Genomic DNA, 19,270 nt, shown 5'->3' on the forward strand with positions numbered 1-19,270 from the left:
GAAATCTTATTTCTTCATTTAAATCCTGACGCAAATCTCAACCCTAACATTGCAGCTTGAGCCATAGTATGTGTGTTTGAAGAATTATCCTTCGTATGTTCTCCCGAAATAAGATCCATTAGTTCTTTTAGATTTTTAGTTTGAAAGTAAACTATGGCAGGACCTGTAATTTCCGTAACTAATCCTTCTCCACTAAACAGAGTACTTTTGATTCCTCCAAATTTAGTTACTACATAATGAGAATTGTTGCTAAGTGCGACTAAATGATAATTATCCAGAGTCATTGTTTCACCTGATTCTAATTCTTTTTTAATAATTCCGCCATATGCGTTAACAAAAACAGAACCTTTTCCAGTAGCTTTTAACATGAATAATTCGGTTCCAAAAATTCCTTTTGAAAACCCCTGCCATTTGGTATCTAGATCAACAGAACTTGTTGATGCAACATACGTACCGGATTGTATGATGAATCCTTGTTCTGCTGTGATGGGAATTTCAATGATATCGCCCACTGGGGGTCCTGATAGACCCAATTTGCAACTGTCTCCCATGGCATTAAAATCGTTAATGAAAAATGATTCTTGTCCTAAAATTGATACTTTTAGATTTTTTAGAAATCCTTCTCTTGTGTGAGTCTTTATGTCGAAATTTCCTATTTTAAAAACAAATGACCCTCCATCTGCCCTAATCGACTCTCCTTTGTTCATGTCGATTTCCAACATGCTCATAGGATCTTTTGTAATCTGAAATTTCATATCGGAAGTTGATTATTTTTATACATTATAACCTATATGTTATTTGCAATTATGGATTGAATTTCCTTCCTAAACATGTCTTGGAATATGGAAAATTTTTTGTTCTATTGAGAAATAGTAGTTATTGTAACTCCGTTATCATTTGGAATAAAGGTGTGCTCTGCTTGGGCTACTTTTTTCTCATTTATCTCAATTAAAACTGGATATGCTTGGACTGCCTTTTTGTTAACAAGTAGTTCTAATAGATCTCGGGCTTTCTTTTCTTCCCATTCTTTTGTAATCCATCTTAGCGCAAAAGGTAACATGTTAAATTTCTCCCATATGTAATCAAGCAATTTATCGGCTTCGTCATTTTTTGTTTTTTTTCTAGAGTTTAATGCAAAAATATTTTTTGTTTTTCCATTCCTTACAAAACCACCCCCATCTTCCGTAGTGACAAATGGCTCACACGCATAAGCTGTATCCCCTGCAAGTGTAAATCCGCCAACTGACCAGATGTTTGGAATAGATCTCCCTGCATGAATTGTATATTGTCCTAAAGAATGCCCGCTAAGATTTGCAATTGGTTTGAATCCAGTTTGTTTAATTGTTTTTTCTATAGTTCTACCGATATCACTTGCCTTGACTCCAACTTTTATCATAGACATTGCATTGCTTAGTGCTTCTTCCGCTGCTTGAATTAATCCTGTGTATTGTGGATCTTGACATACTGTAACTGCAGTATCTGCAATGTATCCATTAATTTGAGCACCAAGATCAATTTTTAACAAATCTGATTCTGAAATAGTTGTCGGATCATTTGGTTCTGCCGTGTAATGAGCAGCAATTTCATTAATACTTGTATTTACAGGAAATGCACATTTTGCTCCTCGTTTTTTAATTTGACTTTCTATTTCTTCACAAATTTCATAAACTGTTTTTCCAACCCAGTTTTTCTCTCTTGCCATTTCTCTTACTTCTGCAGCTATTTTTCCAGCTTTGATATAATCTTCAGATTGCAATGTTTTTCTGTTCTTTTGACTGCCTTTAAAATGATTATCTGTTAGTCACTAACAATTTTAAACTAAACCGTTTCTTATTACTATCATTTACAGACAATTTACATGTCATATATTGCAGATAACACCACAAGAGCCGAATTTCTAGCCGAAAGGAAGATTCGTAGTAGACAAGTTGCCCAAGTAGCCCTAAACCAGTTTGATATTTTCTGTAAATTTCAATATGAAAAGGACGGCGACACTCTAATCAAAGACATCAAGGATTCTGGAATTGCTGATAAAGCCTATACTGTAATGAATCAATTTTGTATGTGGTTAGGCGAGGATCATCCTGAAATCCAAGTAATAATGGGTAAATCCTCAAGACCAATGAGAAAAAGACAACCTATGACGACCCGCGGTTATCTGGTAGTTATCAAGGCATATTTTGAAGAATTTGGAGGAATAGAAATCAATGACAGACGTTTTAAAAAAAGAGTTAGACAACAAAAAAGAATAAACCATGACCCCGAACCTTTCACTCATGAAGAGATTAGACTATTATGCGATACAGCCAGTCCTGAAAAAAAATTACTTTACATGGTTCTAAAAGATACCGCGATGCGCGTTGGGGAGGCACTTCATCTATACAAAGAAGACATTGATCTTACAACCAATCCGATTTCGATTAATATTAGAGCCGAGACAACAAAAACAAGTACTGCAAGAACAGTTCACATCACACCTGAAACTGTACCGATGTTAATTAATAAAATCAATAACACACAAGATGGCAAAAAAATCTTTGCAACAAACAAAGACCATCTAAAAGCCGTAAGCAATGAAACATTGATGATGACTTTTTACCGTAAAAAAATCGGTGGCACATTTCTTGAAAAATATTCTCATAATGGACGTCATAAAAAGAATATCCACTCACTTCGGGCTTTCGCTATTACTCAAATTGCCGATGTACATGGTGAGGAATTTGCACATGGGTATGCTGGACATACAAAATATCTTGGGCAATATATCCGAAGAAATGAAAAAATACCTGAAATGATTAAACGATGTGCGCCAAAATTGATGATTTACGAATCGATAGTAGTAGTTGATCAAGATGAGCGGGTAAAGAAACTAGAAGAAGAACAACAAAAATCACGATTAGATATGATGGCACTCACAAACATAATGTCTCAATTAGCAGATATCAAGGCTGATAGTGTTAGAAAGGATTTAGAAATAAAACAGCTACAAAATATGCTTGAGAATAAAGAATCGTCCTCAATACCCTCAATATCTTAAATCTCAAAAAGAACCAAAAATATGCTTTTTAATTACTTATGACTAATTACAAGTGATGGAAGAGAATAAGCATAAACTCTTTGCAGAAATTGATAGAGATACCTTTCTAAAACTTGTAAATTATCTAAAACCAAATGAACTCAAAGCAGATTGGCTCAAATCACTTGTTGAACATGCTTGTGTTTGTGAGAAGTGGCGGGCGGAACAGGCATGAGTTCATTAAATCAAATACTAGTAAAATATCTAAAAACAAATCATACACAATATGCAACATTAGACGATGTACCACGATTTAGAGAATATTTCCTCAATTACTTGCAAGTGATTTGGAAGACGCCAGAAGAAAACCTAGAAATCAGATACAAAAACACATGTAAGTCACTTAGTGAAGGCAAAGCGATGAGGGATATTCGACTTGGGGCAGTGTATGGATTAATTTTCCATTGTAACGTAAAACAATACCAAATAGCGCATCTGGTTGGTGTTAGTGTAAGAACAATTAGACGTGATATGAATTATCTTCATAAACAAATCTATGAAAAATAAAAGCGGACAAAATTCCCATTATTTTGTGTCTACATAATGTCCGCTTTTGAAATTTTTTTTCCGAGTACAAGTGGATAAAAACTAAAAAGATATGAAAAAACATCCAGCTATTACTTTAACTAGGTAAATTGAACTAAAAAATGCATAATACTTGGCATGACATAATCATCTTATGGTAGTTTTTCGTTCAGATATCAAATCCTGCGTTGATTGTGGTTGTATTTATGCAAAGACAAGTAACAGGACTGAAAAGAATTGTCCTGTTTGTAAGTCTAACAGAGGTGACGCCATAGAAGGTATCCATTTCTAGAAATGAAAAGACAGTGTCCTAATTGTAAAAGTATCAATCATGCAAAGATTCTTTGGGGATTGCCAGCAGATATGAGAGAAATTGAAGAGAGATTAGATAGAAAAGAGATTGTTTTGGGCGGATGTATTGTAACTAATCATGATCCTAAATGGGAATGTAATGATTGTTATCATAGATGGAGATAAAAATAGTTTTGAAATATTATAAATCTTGAGAGAGAAAATTAATGCCAGACGATGATGATTTACCAAAAGATCTTTCCCATATAACACCTGCATATCGTAGGGCATTATGGTTAGTTGTTTTACTCAATGTAGGATATGGCATTGCAGATATGGTTGGTGGATTTTTAGCAGATTCTCAAGCACTCAAAGCTGATGCACTTGATTTTCTAGGTGATGGTTCAATCACATTCTTAGGATTGCTTGCAATAGGTTGGGGGTTGAAATTGCGTGCTCGCTCAGCTCTTCTACAAGGAATTTTTCTTGGTGTAATGGGAATAGCAGTACTTGGTTATACAATATATCGCACACAAATTCTGCATGTTCCTGAAGCTGGATTGATGGGGATCTTTGGCTTTGGTGCACTTTTGATAAATGTAATTGCAGTTATCATATTACTTCCACATAGGAAAGGTGATGCTAACGTACGTGCAGTATGGCTCTTTAGTCGTAACGATGCGTTAGGTAATATTTTGGTGATAATTGGTGCAGGTTTTGTATTTTTGACAGGAACATCATACCCCGATCTCATAGTAGCTGGCATAATAGCAAGTCTCTTTCTTCATTCATCTTTCTCAATAATTAAAGACGCGAGAAATGACATGAAAGAATCTGTGAAGTGAGAATCAACAATGAATATCGTCAGATTTCATATATTTGAGATTGTATCAGGTTTTTTATGACAAGCCAGTACGTAATCATTGGGATTATTGTTGGTGTGTTAGTAGTAGGAATTGGAATTGGTTATGGTATTTCTCAAAATACCTCGACTTTCAACTATATGCACATGACGCCACAGCAAATGCAACAAATGATGAATGATCCTGCCATGATGAACCAATGGCATCAAACTATGATGAATAATCCAAATGCCATGAATCAATGGATGGGTACTATGATGAATGACCCACAATCTATGACCCAGATGCACAACATGATGATGGGAAATAATCAACATATGAAATCAATGATGCAACCAATGATGAATAACATGATGAATGATCCTGCAATGAGAGATCAGATGATGGGCATGATGATACAGAATCAAGGAATGATGAACCACATGATGAGTAATCAACAAATGATGAACATGATGGGAATGAATAACTCAATGATGATGGGAAATATGATGGGCAATAATATGATGCCCTGATCTTATTTTTTAATAGAGTTCTGAATTAAAGTAATCTTATTTGTTATTTCCATGTATCTTTTTGTTATGTTAGTTGTTTTTTCTTTCTTGAAAGTCTTTTCGACATCTGTTTGATCTAGGCGTTATGCGTAAAACACAATTACAGCAAGGACATCTTATTTTCGGATAAAGTATGAAAATAGAACATTTTGAGCAGTGTTTCTGACCTATTTCATATCTAATTTTTCCCTTGAAATCTTTGGCTTTGAATCGCTCACAGATTCCTTTGCACATATTCATTTTTAGATTATTCCACCACACATAACAAAAAATTCTAAACTTTAATAATCAATAGATTGTTTGGTAGTTCTACTAGTTTTCTAAAATATCTATTTTGTAAATGTTGTTTGTTTATACATTATATTGAAAATTTTTAATATATTTTATTGATATCGTTAGTATTGAAATTATTATCATAAACATAATTGAAATTCCTAGTGGAAATTCTGGTGTAACATTAATTGGAATTTCAACATATTCATCAGTTCCAGCAATATTTTCAATTCTTATGGTAAGATCTCCTGTTTCTTTTTCCACAAATACAAAGTTTTCAAATGTGCCACCTGCATTTGCGATTCCAGATTTGCGATATATTTCAGAACCATCTTTGAGTAACACAAAATCATACGTTGCGCCTCTTACTGGCAGTTTGGAGTCTTTTTCATAAAAGGTCATAACAAATTCTGATTCTCCAAGACCTAATGTGTTTGGAAACCATGTAAGATCAACTAAATATTTTCCATCCAAAGTATTTGATTTACTTTCCAATGTAATTGGAAATTTTGTAATTTCTTGAGGCTTCACAACTAACAAAAAATTAACATCTGAAAGAGAATTTCCCCCAATGTCTGATATATCTAATTTAACGGTTCCAATGTGTTCAGGAAGAAATTTGAATTGAAATTTATCTAAAGTTTCAGAATTTACAGAACCAAAAATGCGTTCGTGATAGATAGAAGTGCCGTTTGATGACATGTCTACCTCATATTCTATGTTCTTGGTAGATTTGTCTGTAAACAGTTCTTTTGTTTCTAAAAAGAAGGTTATATCCTCCCCAGCTCTGATTATTTCTGGTTTCCAAGATAGATACGCCTGATATCTAATGTCAGGAGTGGTTGCTACCAAAGGTAAAACAACATCATTGCTTAAGCCCAACTCAAAATACATGTCTGAATCTGATTTTTGTTTTGCTTGTTCTTTGATTTGTTTTAGATCTTCTTGATTCATCACAACGTGAACTGTTCTACCGTCTGATGAATAATCATCTATAGTTACAGCATCATCTTTTATCATAATATTATTTATTTTAACATCATATTTTGTATGGAGAAATTCCGAAAACCCCTCTGGAATTCTAACTTCCTGATGTACTACACTTATCTGTTCAAGATCTTGATTCCAATCAAAAGGCATTGAAAATGAAATTTTGTTTGAATTAAACTCAAAGTTTTCAATTTTATCAAAATATGAAATTATATTTACTATATGAGATGCTTGTTCAGAATCAACTACTGTATACGTATTGTGTTCAGCAAGACTGATTGCCCCTATCAATTCTAGTCTCTTGTCAAGAAAATTAAAATCCGAATCGGCAGTTAAGATTTCTATTTTGTATTCATATAACCCACCTGAATTAAAAACCGAACCTGTCATTGTTACTGGCTCTGTTGCAGTCCTCATCCATGATTCAAGAGCAGGTGATAAATCTCCCTTAATTTTTATTTCATCTGAACCGTCATTAATTACTTTAATGGTTAGATTGCCCAAGTCATCATGAAACATTCTTCTGAAAATTCTTTCACCATCTTTTTTTAATTCAAACATAAGGGTAACATGTTCTACTACTCCTTGACTTTTTGATTCATTTAGATTAATTGTGATGTATCTTTCCAAATCATTGAGATCAAATGTAGATGGGGAAATGTTAATTGACAAAGTCACATCACGTCCATCAAGTGTTACTGGAGGATGAGTCTCGCCTCCTAATCCATGTCCAGAAACATTTTGAGATGGTATACTAGATATTACAACCAATATCATAATCAACCCAAAATAGGCATGTTTCATTACTAATTTAGGCATACAATCATCCCAGTATTTTAAAAGAATCAAGTATTGAGCGATATTCTGATTTTATTTCTGTCTTCATCTCTGATGGAGACAGACCAGTGTATTGAAGCATGTATAGTCGATTATTTTCTAAATACAAAAGCTGTTCGCCATATTCATCTATATTTTCAGAGTGAGCATGTGCTCCAAAAATAGCCCAATCATTAGATTGAGATACTTGCCTGATTTGAATATCCACATCGGCGATATTTTTCATAGTTTCAATTTGTGTATCGACATAATTTGCCAGTTCAAAAGATGATTTTTGTGAAACATCAAAAACAGCAATCATGAAATGCTTTTCGTTATTTTGCTCCAAATAGATCCCATCAAGGAAACCTTTAGTTTTTAGAATCTCCATACTTTCATCATTCATGTTATCAGACATTGGTATTACTTTCCAAGTATCATTTGGTTTTAAAATTTGAAATCCCAATTCATAGTCTTGATAAATATCATTTGAGATCGAATAGCTTTGAACCTTATTAGAAAATGAAATTTTACCAAATCCAGATTCTATAAATGCGGTATCTAAAGGAGTACTCTCATGTGTCTGAAAATATATCAAATCATGAATTACTAAACTCATTACACTAATGACGATTGTAATGATGATACTCCATCGTACAATTTTTAGTTCTTGTGTACTATCCATGTTAAATCGGTGTGGAACTAGATGTGTTCTGGGATGAATTCTTTTTTGATTTTTTCATCCAAAATAATGCGATAATAAAAAGCACACCTGGAACTAAAATGATTATCGGATACAATCCATAATAGAGTTCCAAGCGCTGTGCAGGTTTGATTTGCATTTGCTCATGATTCATTTTTTCTTGGTTCTCATGGACAATAGTGGAGAATTCAGTAGTTCTTGCAGCTTTTGAAGTAGTGACATCAATGGTTTTATCACTAATCGTGCCTGCGGTACCTTCTATTCCCTCAAATCGTATTATAACCGAGCCAGTATTGTCAAATACAAAATTTCGATAGTCCCCGCCAATCTGTGTAAGTCCAGTATCGCGATAGATCTCTTTGCCATTTTGAATTAAAACAAAGTCATACTGCATTTTGGCAAGATTTGCATTTGTTGCACGACTATAAAATTGATAGATGAATTGTACTTTTTCATGTGTTTTGATAACATTTGGTTCCCACGTAAGATCTACCTCAATAATATTGTCAGGGGTGAATTTGATAACTGGAAATGACTCTATCTTATTTTCAAATGCATCATGAGGATAATCTAATACAGATTCTTTAATTGTTATAACGCCATCCATCCACGGATGAATTGTACAATAATAAGAAAAAGTACCTGACTCTTCAAATTTGTATGACCAAGATTCACCTGGCATGAATCTATCACTGTCAAACAAACCATCAGAAATTCCAAAATCATTGTTCATCCAACCAAATCTTCCAGAACCTTGTCCGCTTGTAACAGTATGACCTTCCTTATCGTTATTTATCCAAGTAATTGTATCTCCAACTGTAGCAGATACAACTGGGGGATCATACCACACCTCAGCAGGCGTATTTAATTCGGGACTATATGCTCCAAATGGAATGTTAATTGTGATCTCTTCAGCGTAAGAATCAGAAATGGAATTTGCATCAAAAATAATAAACACAAAAACACTCAATATCACAAATCCAAAAAATCTCAAACGTGTAATAGATGTCAATATGATAAAACTCTAAGATGACTTTAATAATGATACAGTTTGTTTGGCAGTTCTACTAGTATGTTATATTTTATAAAAAACAACATTTGGAACGTCATTTCATGTTGAATATCTAACTAACCTGTAGGATTCATCAGTAGTGCGCGTTCTTTAATTTTTGCATCGTATGTAGCAACTATCGTTTCTCCAGATTGTGCATCACATGAACCAATGTTTATTGCAAAGTTATCCATGGTTTCAACGATACATCCATTTTCAGTATTTGCAATTACTTTAACTCTTTCAGTAATCTCGTCAGGGGACACATACCATGTAAGATAAACAAGCAGACCAGATCCTATAGATATTATCAGAATAAACACTTGAATTGTAGTTTTATTATTTTGTATAAAATCAGACATTGTTTGCAATCTGCTAGATCACTAAATTATATGTCTCTGTTGTTTGATAGTTCTACCATTAATTGGAATTAAAAAATCAATAATAAGAGAAAGTATCTGCAAATCTATCTTTTAGTACATCAACATTAGATGGTTTTATTGTTTCAATTACTTGTAAAGTTTTTTCGTAATCTTCTAATTCATATTTTAAAGGAAATCCATAAATTTTTCTTATCAATTTTTCTCCAAGCAACATTTTCATAGTAACTGAAGTTGTACTAGGACTTTTTTCAACTGCATCACGTATTTGACTAAAGGTTGCAATTTTAACATCTAAAAGAAAAAGCAGAATTTTTTGACATGTTTCTTTTCTAAAAAAAATTAGAAGATTATCATTATCAGTATTCACAATAGAAGAAAATATCCAAATCTTACGTTTTCCATGCTTTATCCTAATGTGTCCTTCATTTTCCAATCTTTTCAAATGATGACTAAGAACTCCGTTAGCATAACCTGTATGTTTTTGAATATCGATAAACCCCACGCCTGGATTTGATTCCACTATTTGCAGAATAGTTTTTCTTTTGAGTGATTTTATCATCATATCAATCTCTCTTAAAAATCCCTATAGAAAAAAAGGTCAACATCATAAGTATCAGCAAATGGGTAATTACAGAGTCAATACTTGAATAAGATGCCCAAAACAAAAATATGATATTTAGTGCAGATAATGTTTCAGCTATTGTTATAGTTGCAAATGCAAAAAACACTAACAACAATCTTTTTGTTTTGTATTCTAGATATGTCATCACTCCTATAACAGAAAGAAAAGAACCAAGGGAGATGCTGGCTAGGTGAATCCCTGTATGAACTCCATGACCATGAAGAAAATGAGGCAAAAAGACAGGTATGCTAATTGCCATAAGCACACCAGTAATTAAAATAAGAATATGGAATTTTTGTTTATTATTAAGGGCAGTTTTTTGCACAATATTTGATAATTTTTCATCTACTAAAAATGATTGGTAGAACTATCAAACAAGATTAGCATTAATTAATGGATAATGAGATGAATTACTCAACATGAATTTATGTAAAGGAATATGCTCACATTTTAAATCCAGACACATGAATGGAAATTCTAGATATGGAAATGGACAAAAAAGATGTACTCATTGCTCGATTTTTATAATTTCACAAGATTTACGATGTCCATGTTGTCAGACAAAGCTTCGTTTAAGATCTAGATCAAATAATCAAAAAAATCAAGATATAGAATGTTTAGCTAGATATTAACAGATTCTTGATAACTAAAATTGGTAGAACTATCAAACATAATTAGAAGTTATAACTAGGCAATAATAGTTTGATTTGTGAAAAAGTATCTATATTTTGTAGCAGGAACAGTTTTTTTGATTGCTACCCTATTTGTCATTATTGCTTTTAATGAATTACCTGAAGAGGCTATTTCACAGACAACAGAAACAGATGTGATGCCAGAATTAACTGGAACTCCTGCGGACAATTACAGTCCTAATGAAAGGTTGCAACATTGCGGAAGTTCAGATGCAAAAACAAATCAATATATCAAAGAGTTTGAAATTCCCACGCCTTGTTCTCAGCCTCTTTCTATAATTTCTGATGCTGAAGGCAAAATTTGGTTTACTCAGACAAATACGGGCAAAGTTGCAAAGTTTGATCCTGAATCAAAACTATTTACAGAATATTACAATGATCAATGGTCATTAAATAGTGCATCAATGATGTGGGGGATAGCATATACAGAAGATAATGAAATTTGGTTTACTGATGAAAAAAACGAATCATTGTGGAAATTTTCAATCTCTGAAGAAAAATATTCAAAGTTCCAAATTCCCGCAAAAACAAAAAAATCATTTCCACAGAAAATTGGACTGTATAATGACAATTTTGTGATTAATGATTTTACAGGAAGCCAAATTGTTATCTTAAATCATGAAAAATTAGATGAAGGTAAATTTACTAACGCTACTATTTCAATTCCAGAGGGATTCTTTACAAGTCAAGCAGTTATTGATGATAAAGGAAACATTTGGTTTGTAATGTGGAAATATCAAAAAGAGGTAATTCTTGTTAAAACAAATTCCATTACACAAGAAGTGGAACAACATACTCTTCCAGATTCAATTCAAGCGCCAAATGGCGTTTCTGTTGGATCATTAGGGAATATTTGGATTGCAGATACTGCAGGAAGTTCGTTTTACAAATTCAGTCCAGACACTAAAAAAGTGTTAGAGTATACCACTTCAAAGCCGTCCATTTCGACATATGGAAATGCTTCAGGATTGATTAAAACTCCAATTACTCGCCCATATTGGAATGCATTTGATTCAGAAGGCAACTTGTGGTTTAATCAGCAGACAGGAAATAGATTGGCAGTGTTTAATCCAAATTCTGAATCATTAATTGAATATGACATCCCATCAAAGAATCCCACTTGGTCAGATTGTGGGGATTTAACTGACTGTGGGATATCCCAAAGTTTTGGATTTACCTTTAAAGATAAACAAGTATGGTTTACAGAATGGGTAGAAAACAATATCGGAGTCTTAGATACCTCAGTGAAAATTCCAATCTCACTTGAAACAGAAAAAGGGGAGATTGTCATCAAACAAGGAGAACAACAAGAAATTTTGGTGACTGTAACACCTCAAACAAGCCAAAGTATGAACGTAGTTTTATTTGGAAACTCAAATTCTGAACTGATTAAAATTAATACAAAATTAGAACCGACACACATTTCAGAACAAGCAATGCAAATACCTGTAACTATTTTTGTTGACGAAAATGCCCACCAAGGAATCTACAAGATTTTACTAGGAACCCAAATTCCAGATGTATCAGTATCCACTTATGTTACAATCAAAGTTATCTGATTTTTATATGAAATTAAGGATGCTAATTGACTGATTCAAATTTAGAAAAACAACTCAGCGTTGATTTTGTCAGCATGATTTCATTATTAATATTTGAGTTTGTCAATGGTATTAAAAATGAATAAACAAAACACAGTAGGCATTATTGCAATTTTAATTATAATTGGGACAGTGGGGTATTCACTTCTAAATGTATATGCTTTAGACCAACTGGAACTTGGTGGAAGGGATAATCTTTTTAGATTTTTTTCATTTAATACAATAGATGGAAAAATCAACGTATGCAATAATTCTTTTTTTCCAGCAAATTTTAATGAATTAGATATAGCAATATATTTTGAGGAAAAACTTTTAGGAACATACATAATTAATTCTGCAAGTATTAGCCCGTACTCAGTACTTGAATCAAATGGAAAATATGTCTCAGATTCAATGGAATATTCTCAAACCCTATTCATGCATTTTGATCACCTATTTAGCGAAAGTGATACTACGATTAGGATTGATCCAAGAAAAATGAATGTGGTAACACATTTTCAAACAACAATCATTGGAATTCCATATTCAGTATCAGAGAAATATACTGCATTCGATTTTTGGAACATGTTAAATGATGGAGAAAATACAACATGTTAGTCACAATTACAACCATTGTCTTTTTTAGGATTGCATATTTCACAATCTAGTAAGCATGTATCCTCAGGACAATACCCACAAAATTGTTTTTTCTTTGATGGCAACCCTATTTTCTCTAAATTAGTTATAGCATAGAAACTTTCATCCATTTCTGTAGTAAAATGAGTAATAATTCAAGGAATATTTTCACTTCAATTCTATTATTTTTCCTAGCTGGTCTCTGTGAAATTGGCGGGGGGTATCTAGTATGGCTTTGGTTACGTGAAGATTTTAGCTGGATGTTAGGTGCAGTGGGCGGTTTTGTATTATTTCTGTATGGAATTGTTCCAACATTTCAGAAAACTCATTTTCATAGAGTCTATGCAGCTTATGGCGGAGTCTTTATTGTAATGTCCGTATTCTGGGGATGGTTAATCGATGGCATAAAACCTGACAACTATGACATCATTGGAACTATTATTGCAGTTATCGGGGTCTTGATAATTTTCTACTATCCAAGAAAAGGAGAAAAAGTTTGGTCGAAGTAATCTTCTCTACTTTGGGATTGTTTTTGTTTGCATCGTTATTGGAAATTGGTGGGGGTTACCTGATATGGAAAGTATTGCGAGATCATAAGGGAAAGATATTTGGTTTGGTTGGAGCGTTGATTTTGTTTTCATATGGAATTATTATGACATTGCAACCTGCAAATTTTGGTAAAGTCTATGCAACGTATGGAGGGATTTTTGTCGTATCATCAATAGTTTGGGGCTATTGGATTGACAAGAAAAAGCCAGACAGATTTGAGATAATAGGTTCGATTATTGTTCTTGTAGGAGTTGCTGTTATGTTTTATTTTCCCAGATAGACGTCTACCACACCATTTTACATTCACTGTAAAAGAGTAGTAATTGATTCAATTTCTAATTAATCTGGTTTTGAATCTAGGGTATAAAAAACAAGTACTTTACATGTGTAAAATAAAATCGAAATATTTTCATTAATGATAATAACCAGTGATATTCATATTGTATGTTGCATGCATATGGGGATTCTAATGGGAGTATAGAGGATTATTTCAGAGATTCTTGGAAAAGAGTTAAGAGTGATATTGATTCAACTGAAGACTCGGTTATTCTAAATACCGACACTGATGAACTTGTAAATTTTTACTATGAAAAATATGCTCTACCTATCATTGAAATTGATACTTCACGACAAAATAAACTTGAAAAAAATGGTACTAGCGCTTCAAGACAACAATCTGTGACATTTGGTATCCCTATCATCCTAAAACAAGATTTGAATATTGTAATTTCTAGAACTGCCAATCCACATTTGATGTTTACACACTTTGAATTAGATAATGACGGTTATCTATCATCACAACTTGAACTATATGGTGGTCAGGTAGGAAAGTCTCATATCGAACAAGCACAAACAACTTTGAATACTGTAATTCAACAAAAAAATAGTACTGTCAATTCTCAGAACCCTAATTTTAAAAAAACCATTGAAAATTATCTTAAACCGTTAAAAGAAAAAATAAGATCAGAAAATGCACATCTTGAACAAATTGCAAGTGAATCCTCTGTAGAGTTAATAAAAAATGATGTTGCACCAACTCCTGTAAATCTAAAAGTAAAACAAAAAATTCAGATAGTAAAGCCTGAACCTAAACAAAAAACGGATCCAATACTACAAAGAAAATCTGTCGAATCTGTTTTAGAATTAATCGGCAATCAAGGTAGGCAATTTGAGACTACTCCAAAAGTTTTTTCAGGATTAGGCGAAGAAGCACTTCGTGATATTATTCTATCTATGCTCAATGCTGTGTTTGATGGTAGTGCAACTGGCGAAACCTTTGTAAAAAATGGGAAGACAGACATACATCTACAAATGAATATTGATGGAGGAATTCTAACCGCAGAATGTAAATTTTGGGGAGGAGAAAAACTCTACGATGAAACGATAGACCAACATTTTGGTTATCTTAAATGGAGACAAAACTATGCAATACAGATTACTTTTTCTAAAAACCAAGGTTTCTCTGAAGTAATTGGAAAAGCGATAGAATCAGCTAAATCCCATCCCACATATGTTGATAATTCATTTCGTCAAATCAATAGGACTTATTTTGTAACCACTAATACGTTTCCAGAAGATTCTGGTAAACGTGTAGAAATTCACCATTTATTATTCAATCTTTATTGCTAATTATGAAAAATGGAGAAATGTAATGTATGATGAATAATACAGATACTATCAAATTAATTCAGGATTGTATTGAAAATTCTGAATCAAAGTTAGACTCTGCACAAATTTTAAGTGATAAAGGAAAATTTGGGGATGCTATTTCTTGGATTATTATTGCATATGAAGAAGCAGGGAAAGCCGATTTTTTAACTAACAAATTTACCAACAAAGAACCAATTTTAGAGACTGATTGGAATTCACTAACTAAAGGTGGTTCACATACAAAAAAACTAATCATGTATTATGAAAACAGAAAAAAAACTTTTGAATCAATGTCTGATCCTGATTTTTTAACTCTTCAAAATCATTATAAAAAAATACTTCCTGTGACTCATTCACGTTACCAAATTATGGAGGAATTGGAAAAGACAATCAATTTTTTCAAAAAATTGAATGTTTTAAAGAAAAAAATCACATATGTCGATAATCAGCCACAAAATAAACAATTTACAGAAAATGAGTTAACTGCAATTTTTTTACTACTTAATTTTGAAACCCGAAAATCTATTTCTTTGACAAAATTTGGATTGGAATCTATCTCTTTTATTCCAACTGGAAATGATTCTAAAGATCTGAAACGAATTGATAAATTTGATTCATTTAAAAAAATGTTGGAACTGAAAAAAGAATCTATTCTGCCTCAAAATGTTAAACAATTTGCCTTAGCTAAATCCCTCTTACAAAACTTGTAAGAAATACTGTAAACATAAATTGAAAATGCATAAATCCTTAAGTTAATACAATATTTAGAAATATATTGAAATTCTGTCCTGAATGTGGAAAGGATCTAAAAGGAAGTACCAAATTCTGTCCTGAATGTGGATATAACATACAATCCATTATTTCAAATGACATTCAATCTGGAACAGAAATTAAATCTAATTCAATAAATGGGGATGATGAATCTACATCAGAAATTTGGCAAGAATCAATACAAAAAACAACAAGAGAACTTGGGGATAATCTTGAGGAATCTGTTGAAAGAATATTCAAAGATAGAGGATATGAAACTTCTTTAAGGCAACGTCTAAGAGGCAAGAGCGGTCAATTAAACGAAATAGATGTCTTAGCTAAAAGAAATAAAATTACAGTTGCCATCGAATGTAAAAATTATGATGAAAGCAGAAAAATAGGCATTGCTGAAATTCGGAATTTTGTAGCCAAACTTGAAGATCTTGATATTAATCGAGGATTTTTTATCACATCGTCAGACTTTTCATCAGATGCAGTGGGATGGGCACAAAACAATCCAAATGAAAAACAACTTGAATTATGGGATGGCTCAACTTTCATGGAACAATTCAAAGCAACTGTTTTGGGTCGTACAAATAGTAAAATTGTAAGAATAGAAAATGGTATAGAACCAAAAGGAAACATAGATGATTTCACAAATCTTACACTTCATAATGCTGATAGAGTGACACTTCGTAGATGTGATCTAATCTTTCATCCATTTCATATAGTCACCTTTAATCTAAATGAAGAATTTAAAACTCCAGACAAACAAATCCACACATCCCATAACTCTGGCAGTTATTTTGTAGATGGTTTATCGGGGGAAATAATTTATCATCAGGATGATCATGGTTATGTTTTTGAAACATCCGATGATGAAGAAAAACAATTTGTAAAAGAAATTGAAAACTATAATCCTGTAGGAAAATTAGAATTAACCCAAAAAACAGGCTCACAAATCATTAAAGTTGAACCAAGCATTGCCTCAAATGATGCACAGTTCAGAGTAAGAATTCATGCTAGTAAAGACAATCAATCTAGAGTTCCATACGAGGTTAGAGTTTCAAAAGATACATACGAATCAAGGGACTTTTTACATAAACCTGATCCCAATAAAATTACCACAAAATCAAGACTTGTTTTAGTACCTAAAGTGGATATTGAATTTGAATCAAAAGAATATTCCTATTCTCGTATAGTATTTCCCGCATCAGAAATTTGGGTCAAAGATGAGATAGCAAAATGTAAGCACCTTATCGGTTCAAAACATACTTTTGCAGTATGTGAAATTTGTGGAATAGCCAAATGTGAAAAAGACATTATGGTTGATGATAATGATACCTGTTTTTGCAAAAAACATGCACCTCAAGATCTTAAAGATAAAAATAAACGAAGTATAATCCCAGATAAATTGAAAAAATTTAGTTTTAGAAAATAAAGATGCGAAAAAATTTATGGAACTTTTGTGATCTTAAAATTAATTACAAATTAGAATTACAGTTCATAGTGTTATCTAGATTTTTTTATAACTAAACATTTTGCTAACTGTTGCATACAAAATTATGATAAAATACGTTCCAAATTGTTTCTATAATATGTATTTTCTTCTTCAAAATCGTCTATTTCTTTAATCCAGTTACCATACCATGGCATGATGTCTTTATCTGTTTTAAGAAAATCAGCCCATTTCTTTAGATCTTCTTTTTTTTGATATATTTGAGATAATAAAATAGAATAAAATCTAAAAGAAAGACTATCTGATTTAGTTTGTTCATATTCTATCAGTCTCTGCTTTATCATCTCCTCAGGATGAAATTTCTCTATAGACCCGAACCCCAACATTCCATTTAATTTGTTTAGCTCAGTAATTACTAATTGAATTTCTTTGTCTATCTTATGAAGGAGATCACCCGATGTATTGTCCATTAATGAGCATATTGTATTGAGATTCATTAATTGTTGATCTTTGTCTCCTCCTTTCATGTGCCTACTTCCTCTAAGGGATGCTCCTTTTTCATATCGAACTTCAAAATGAACTTCAGAGCCAACTTCATATTCATGTCTAATTTTACTACTGGAAACCTCTTCTAAATTTCTATGACTATCTAGAATTTCTTGTATGCCAGAATCTGTTTGAAATGGTAATTGTCTTTGATTTGTATCTATTGCATCAATTAGTGTATTGAATAATTCTCTATTGGGAAAAAATCTTGTCAACCATACCCATTTTCTAAAAATCAGGGGAAGTATCTCTTTTCTATTTTCTATGAGGATTTTTATTTTTTGCATTTGAGTATCATGCTTTAATTGATTAAAAATAACAAATATCAAATATTGAATTCCTAATATTGTAATGTCATATTTTCCATTATCCAGTTTTTTTATGAGGAAATATGGGTACAATAATTTTTGGGGAATATTAGTGATATGTCTAGATAGTTTTACAGATAACTCTTCTACAGATAACGAACCATACAGTGCAATGGTTTCAACAATTAATTTTTCAGATGGTAGAAATTTTGTCTTTGTTATTAATTGAACGTCTGGAATTTTTTGATACATGTGGGATAGTGCATGTTTTCGTTTAACTCCTAAAACATTATTTTCATATTTATTAATAATCTCTTCAATCGTAAAATCTTTTAAAATACAGCGTCTTTCATCAACATATTGCTTTTTAGAATTTACCTGCTCATCCGAGTAGTAATTCCCCTCGGAATCGAATATTCTAAATAGCATTTTCCAAAAATCGTTTAACGGTATTTTTATCTCATCCACTACTACTGATATCCCTTTTTCTGTCAGTCTGTAGAATTTTTGCGGTTGACCACGTTTGTAATTTGGCTCATCTCCCTTAGTTCTCTTGATTAATTTTTTGTTCTCTAGTTGGTTTACTGCATTATCAATCACTGGATGGTGCTTTTCTAACGTGATCTCTAGTGATTTTTTAGATTGTTTTCCTTCCGTGGCTATTTTATGTAATATTTGAATCTGGACTTTATCTCTTTGTTTATATAATAAAGTACTATATTGTTCCATTATACTACTAGATCTATACTATATTATCTAGCTTCCTATAAAATTCCTTCATGATTGTGAATTTCAAACCAACACAAATTGGAAAAATGACCCAAACATCATCAGACCACAAGAAAGCTGATGTAAAAACAAACATTGCCCTTAGGAAAGGCACCGAAAAAAATAACGTATTAAGAAACGAAATTAGAATGAAAAAGGAAATAGACGCTACTTGCAATAGCCCTATTTCA

Annotated in this window: 22 protein-coding genes; 13 read left to right on the top strand and 9 right to left on the bottom strand. The window is 32.3% G+C overall.

The features are described 5' to 3' along the window. Positions 1-14: 14 nt before the first annotated feature. Entirely contained in the window at positions 15-755 is a 741-nt protein-coding gene (locus tag MY1_RS02755; protein ID WP_081470633.1) for a TIGR00266 family protein, read from the bottom strand. Positions 756-859: 104 nt separating this feature from the next. Further along, positions 860-1,756: a type II methionyl aminopeptidase gene (gene map / locus MY1_RS02760; protein ID WP_007550066.1), complete on the bottom strand. Its 897-nt coding sequence runs from the start codon at positions 1,754-1,756 to the stop codon at positions 860-862. Positions 1,757-1,858: 102 nt separating this feature from the next. Here map and MY1_RS02765 point away from each other — a divergent pair, with 102 nt between their 5' ends. From MY1_RS02765 to MY1_RS02785, 6 genes are all read left to right on the top strand, one after another. Further along, a complete protein-coding gene (locus MY1_RS02765; protein ID WP_007550067.1) occupies positions 1,859-3,037 on the top strand; it encodes a site-specific integrase in 1,179 nt (392 codons plus the stop codon). Between the two features lie 55 nt (positions 3,038-3,092). Continuing rightward, positions 3,093-3,251 (top strand): hypothetical protein, encoded by a 159-nt coding sequence (locus tag MY1_RS09645; RefSeq protein ID WP_007550069.1) that lies wholly within the window; start codon positions 3,093-3,095, stop codon positions 3,249-3,251. Then, complete coding sequence (locus MY1_RS02770) at positions 3,248-3,583, top strand: DeoR family transcriptional regulator (protein ID WP_007550070.1); 336 nt, start codon at positions 3,248-3,250, stop codon at positions 3,581-3,583. Before MY1_RS09645 ends, MY1_RS02770 begins: the two co-directional genes overlap by 4 nt. Positions 3,584-3,895: 312 nt before the next feature. Then, on the top strand, positions 3,896-4,078 hold the full coding sequence (locus tag MY1_RS02775; RefSeq protein ID WP_007550072.1) for a hypothetical protein: 183 nt from the start codon (positions 3,896-3,898) through the stop codon (positions 4,076-4,078). Positions 4,079-4,119: 41 nt separating this feature from the next. Next, the gene (locus MY1_RS02780) at positions 4,120-4,737 is read left to right on the top strand and encodes a cation efflux transmembrane domain-containing protein (RefSeq protein ID WP_007550073.1); all 618 of its coding nucleotides are present in this window, start codon (positions 4,120-4,122) and stop codon (positions 4,735-4,737) included. A gap of 56 nt (positions 4,738-4,793) precedes the next feature. After that, positions 4,794-5,267, top strand: coding sequence for a hypothetical protein (locus MY1_RS02785; protein ID WP_052296736.1), 474 nt, complete (start codon positions 4,794-4,796; stop codon positions 5,265-5,267). Between the two features lie 390 nt (positions 5,268-5,657). On the opposite strand, the gene MY1_RS02790 is transcribed toward MY1_RS02785, so the two are convergent. The 6 genes from MY1_RS02790 to MY1_RS02815 form a co-directional block, all read right to left on the bottom strand. Continuing rightward, positions 5,658-7,388: a hypothetical protein gene (locus tag MY1_RS02790; RefSeq protein ID WP_007550075.1), complete on the bottom strand. Its 1,731-nt coding sequence runs from the start codon at positions 7,386-7,388 to the stop codon at positions 5,658-5,660. 4 nt (positions 7,389-7,392) lie between these two features. Continuing rightward, positions 7,393-8,070: a hypothetical protein gene (locus tag MY1_RS02795; RefSeq protein WP_007550076.1), complete on the bottom strand. Its 678-nt coding sequence runs from the start codon at positions 8,068-8,070 to the stop codon at positions 7,393-7,395. 1 nt (position 8,071) lies between these two features. Beyond that, positions 8,072-9,058, bottom strand: a complete 987-nt coding sequence (locus MY1_RS02800) for a cupredoxin domain-containing protein (RefSeq protein ID WP_007550077.1) — start codon at positions 9,056-9,058, stop codon at positions 8,072-8,074. 158 nt (positions 9,059-9,216) lie between these two features. After that, the gene (locus MY1_RS02805; RefSeq protein WP_048109549.1) at positions 9,217-9,501 is read right to left on the bottom strand and encodes a hypothetical protein; all 285 of its coding nucleotides are present in this window, start codon (positions 9,499-9,501) and stop codon (positions 9,217-9,219) included. A 76-nt stretch (positions 9,502-9,577) separates the two neighbouring features. Further along, on the bottom strand, positions 9,578-10,084 hold the full coding sequence (locus MY1_RS02810; RefSeq protein WP_048109551.1) for a winged helix-turn-helix domain-containing protein: 507 nt from the start codon (positions 10,082-10,084) through the stop codon (positions 9,578-9,580). A gap of 1 nt (position 10,085) precedes the next feature. After that, entirely contained in the window at positions 10,086-10,469 is a 384-nt protein-coding gene (locus MY1_RS02815; protein WP_048109553.1) for a hypothetical protein, read from the bottom strand. A 384-nt stretch (positions 10,470-10,853) separates the two neighbouring features. Between MY1_RS02815 and MY1_RS02820 the strand changes: the two genes are divergently transcribed. The 7 genes from MY1_RS02820 to MY1_RS09650 all read left to right on the top strand — a co-directional run bounded on the left by MY1_RS02820 (position 10,854) and on the right by MY1_RS09650 (position 17,439). Further along, entirely contained in the window at positions 10,854-12,395 is a 1,542-nt protein-coding gene (locus MY1_RS02820; RefSeq protein ID WP_081470635.1) for a Vgb family protein, read from the top strand. Between the two features lie 117 nt (positions 12,396-12,512). Beyond that, positions 12,513-13,031: a hypothetical protein gene (locus MY1_RS02825; protein ID WP_117439739.1), complete on the top strand. Its 519-nt coding sequence runs from the start codon at positions 12,513-12,515 to the stop codon at positions 13,029-13,031. Positions 13,032-13,192: 161 nt separating this feature from the next. After that, the gene (locus tag MY1_RS02830) at positions 13,193-13,558 is read left to right on the top strand and encodes a YnfA family protein (RefSeq protein WP_048109555.1); all 366 of its coding nucleotides are present in this window, start codon (positions 13,193-13,195) and stop codon (positions 13,556-13,558) included. Continuing rightward, positions 13,546-13,878 (top strand): YnfA family protein, encoded by a 333-nt coding sequence (locus MY1_RS02835; protein ID WP_048109556.1) that lies wholly within the window; start codon positions 13,546-13,548, stop codon positions 13,876-13,878. Before MY1_RS02830 ends, MY1_RS02835 begins: the two co-directional genes overlap by 13 nt. A gap of 164 nt (positions 13,879-14,042) precedes the next feature. Further along, positions 14,043-15,227, top strand: coding sequence for a hypothetical protein (locus tag MY1_RS09385; protein ID WP_007550089.1), 1,185 nt, complete (start codon positions 14,043-14,045; stop codon positions 15,225-15,227). 26 nt (positions 15,228-15,253) lie between these two features. After that, positions 15,254-15,958, top strand: coding sequence for an AbiV family abortive infection protein (locus MY1_RS02845; RefSeq protein WP_007550090.1), 705 nt, complete (start codon positions 15,254-15,256; stop codon positions 15,956-15,958). A gap of 65 nt (positions 15,959-16,023) precedes the next feature. Continuing rightward, on the top strand, positions 16,024-17,439 hold the full coding sequence (locus tag MY1_RS09650) for a restriction endonuclease (protein WP_007550091.1): 1,416 nt from the start codon (positions 16,024-16,026) through the stop codon (positions 17,437-17,439). Between the two features lie 122 nt (positions 17,440-17,561). On the opposite strand, the gene MY1_RS02855 is transcribed toward MY1_RS09650, so the two are convergent. Beyond that, positions 17,562-19,040: a hypothetical protein gene (locus MY1_RS02855; RefSeq protein WP_007550092.1), complete on the bottom strand. Its 1,479-nt coding sequence runs from the start codon at positions 19,038-19,040 to the stop codon at positions 17,562-17,564. Between the last annotated feature and the right edge of the window lie 230 nt (positions 19,041-19,270).

It is taken from the genome of Nitrosarchaeum koreense MY1, from assembly GCF_000220175.1.
GTDB lineage: Archaea > Thermoproteota > Nitrososphaeria > Nitrososphaerales > Nitrosopumilaceae > Nitrosarchaeum > Nitrosarchaeum koreense.

Excerpts from the sequence above, each read along its gene's own strand:
- MY1_RS02755 (WP_081470633.1), bottom strand. The coding sequence starts at position 755 with ATGAAATTTCAGATTACAAAAGATCCTATGAGCATGTTGGAAATCGAC.
- MY1_RS02765 (WP_007550067.1), top strand. The coding sequence starts at position 1,859 with ATGTCATATATTGCAGATAACACCACAAGAGCCGAATTTCTAGCCGAA.
- MY1_RS09645 (WP_007550069.1), top strand. The coding sequence starts at position 3,093 with ATGGAAGAGAATAAGCATAAACTCTTTGCAGAAATTGATAGAGATACC.
- MY1_RS02770 (WP_007550070.1), top strand. The coding sequence starts at position 3,248 with ATGAGTTCATTAAATCAAATACTAGTAAAATATCTAAAAACAAATCAT.
- MY1_RS02775 (WP_007550072.1), top strand. The coding sequence starts at position 3,896 with ATGAAAAGACAGTGTCCTAATTGTAAAAGTATCAATCATGCAAAGATT.
- MY1_RS02780 (WP_007550073.1), top strand. The coding sequence starts at position 4,120 with ATGCCAGACGATGATGATTTACCAAAAGATCTTTCCCATATAACACCT.
- MY1_RS02785 (WP_052296736.1), top strand. The coding sequence starts at position 4,794 with ATGACAAGCCAGTACGTAATCATTGGGATTATTGTTGGTGTGTTAGTA.
- MY1_RS02790 (WP_007550075.1), bottom strand. The coding sequence starts at position 7,388 with ATGCCTAAATTAGTAATGAAACATGCCTATTTTGGGTTGATTATGATA.
- MY1_RS02795 (WP_007550076.1), bottom strand. The coding sequence starts at position 8,070 with ATGGATAGTACACAAGAACTAAAAATTGTACGATGGAGTATCATCATT.
- MY1_RS02805 (WP_048109549.1), bottom strand. The coding sequence starts at position 9,501 with ATGTCTGATTTTATACAAAATAATAAAACTACAATTCAAGTGTTTATT.
- MY1_RS02810 (WP_048109551.1), bottom strand. The coding sequence starts at position 10,084 with ATGATGATAAAATCACTCAAAAGAAAAACTATTCTGCAAATAGTGGAA.
- MY1_RS02825 (WP_117439739.1), top strand. The coding sequence starts at position 12,513 with ATGAATAAACAAAACACAGTAGGCATTATTGCAATTTTAATTATAATT.
- MY1_RS02830 (WP_048109555.1), top strand. The coding sequence starts at position 13,193 with ATGAGTAATAATTCAAGGAATATTTTCACTTCAATTCTATTATTTTTC.
- MY1_RS09385 (WP_007550089.1), top strand. The coding sequence starts at position 14,043 with ATGTTGCATGCATATGGGGATTCTAATGGGAGTATAGAGGATTATTTC.
- MY1_RS02845 (WP_007550090.1), top strand. The coding sequence starts at position 15,254 with ATGATGAATAATACAGATACTATCAAATTAATTCAGGATTGTATTGAA.
- MY1_RS02855 (WP_007550092.1), bottom strand. The coding sequence starts at position 19,040 with ATGGAACAATATAGTACTTTATTATATAAACAAAGAGATAAAGTCCAG.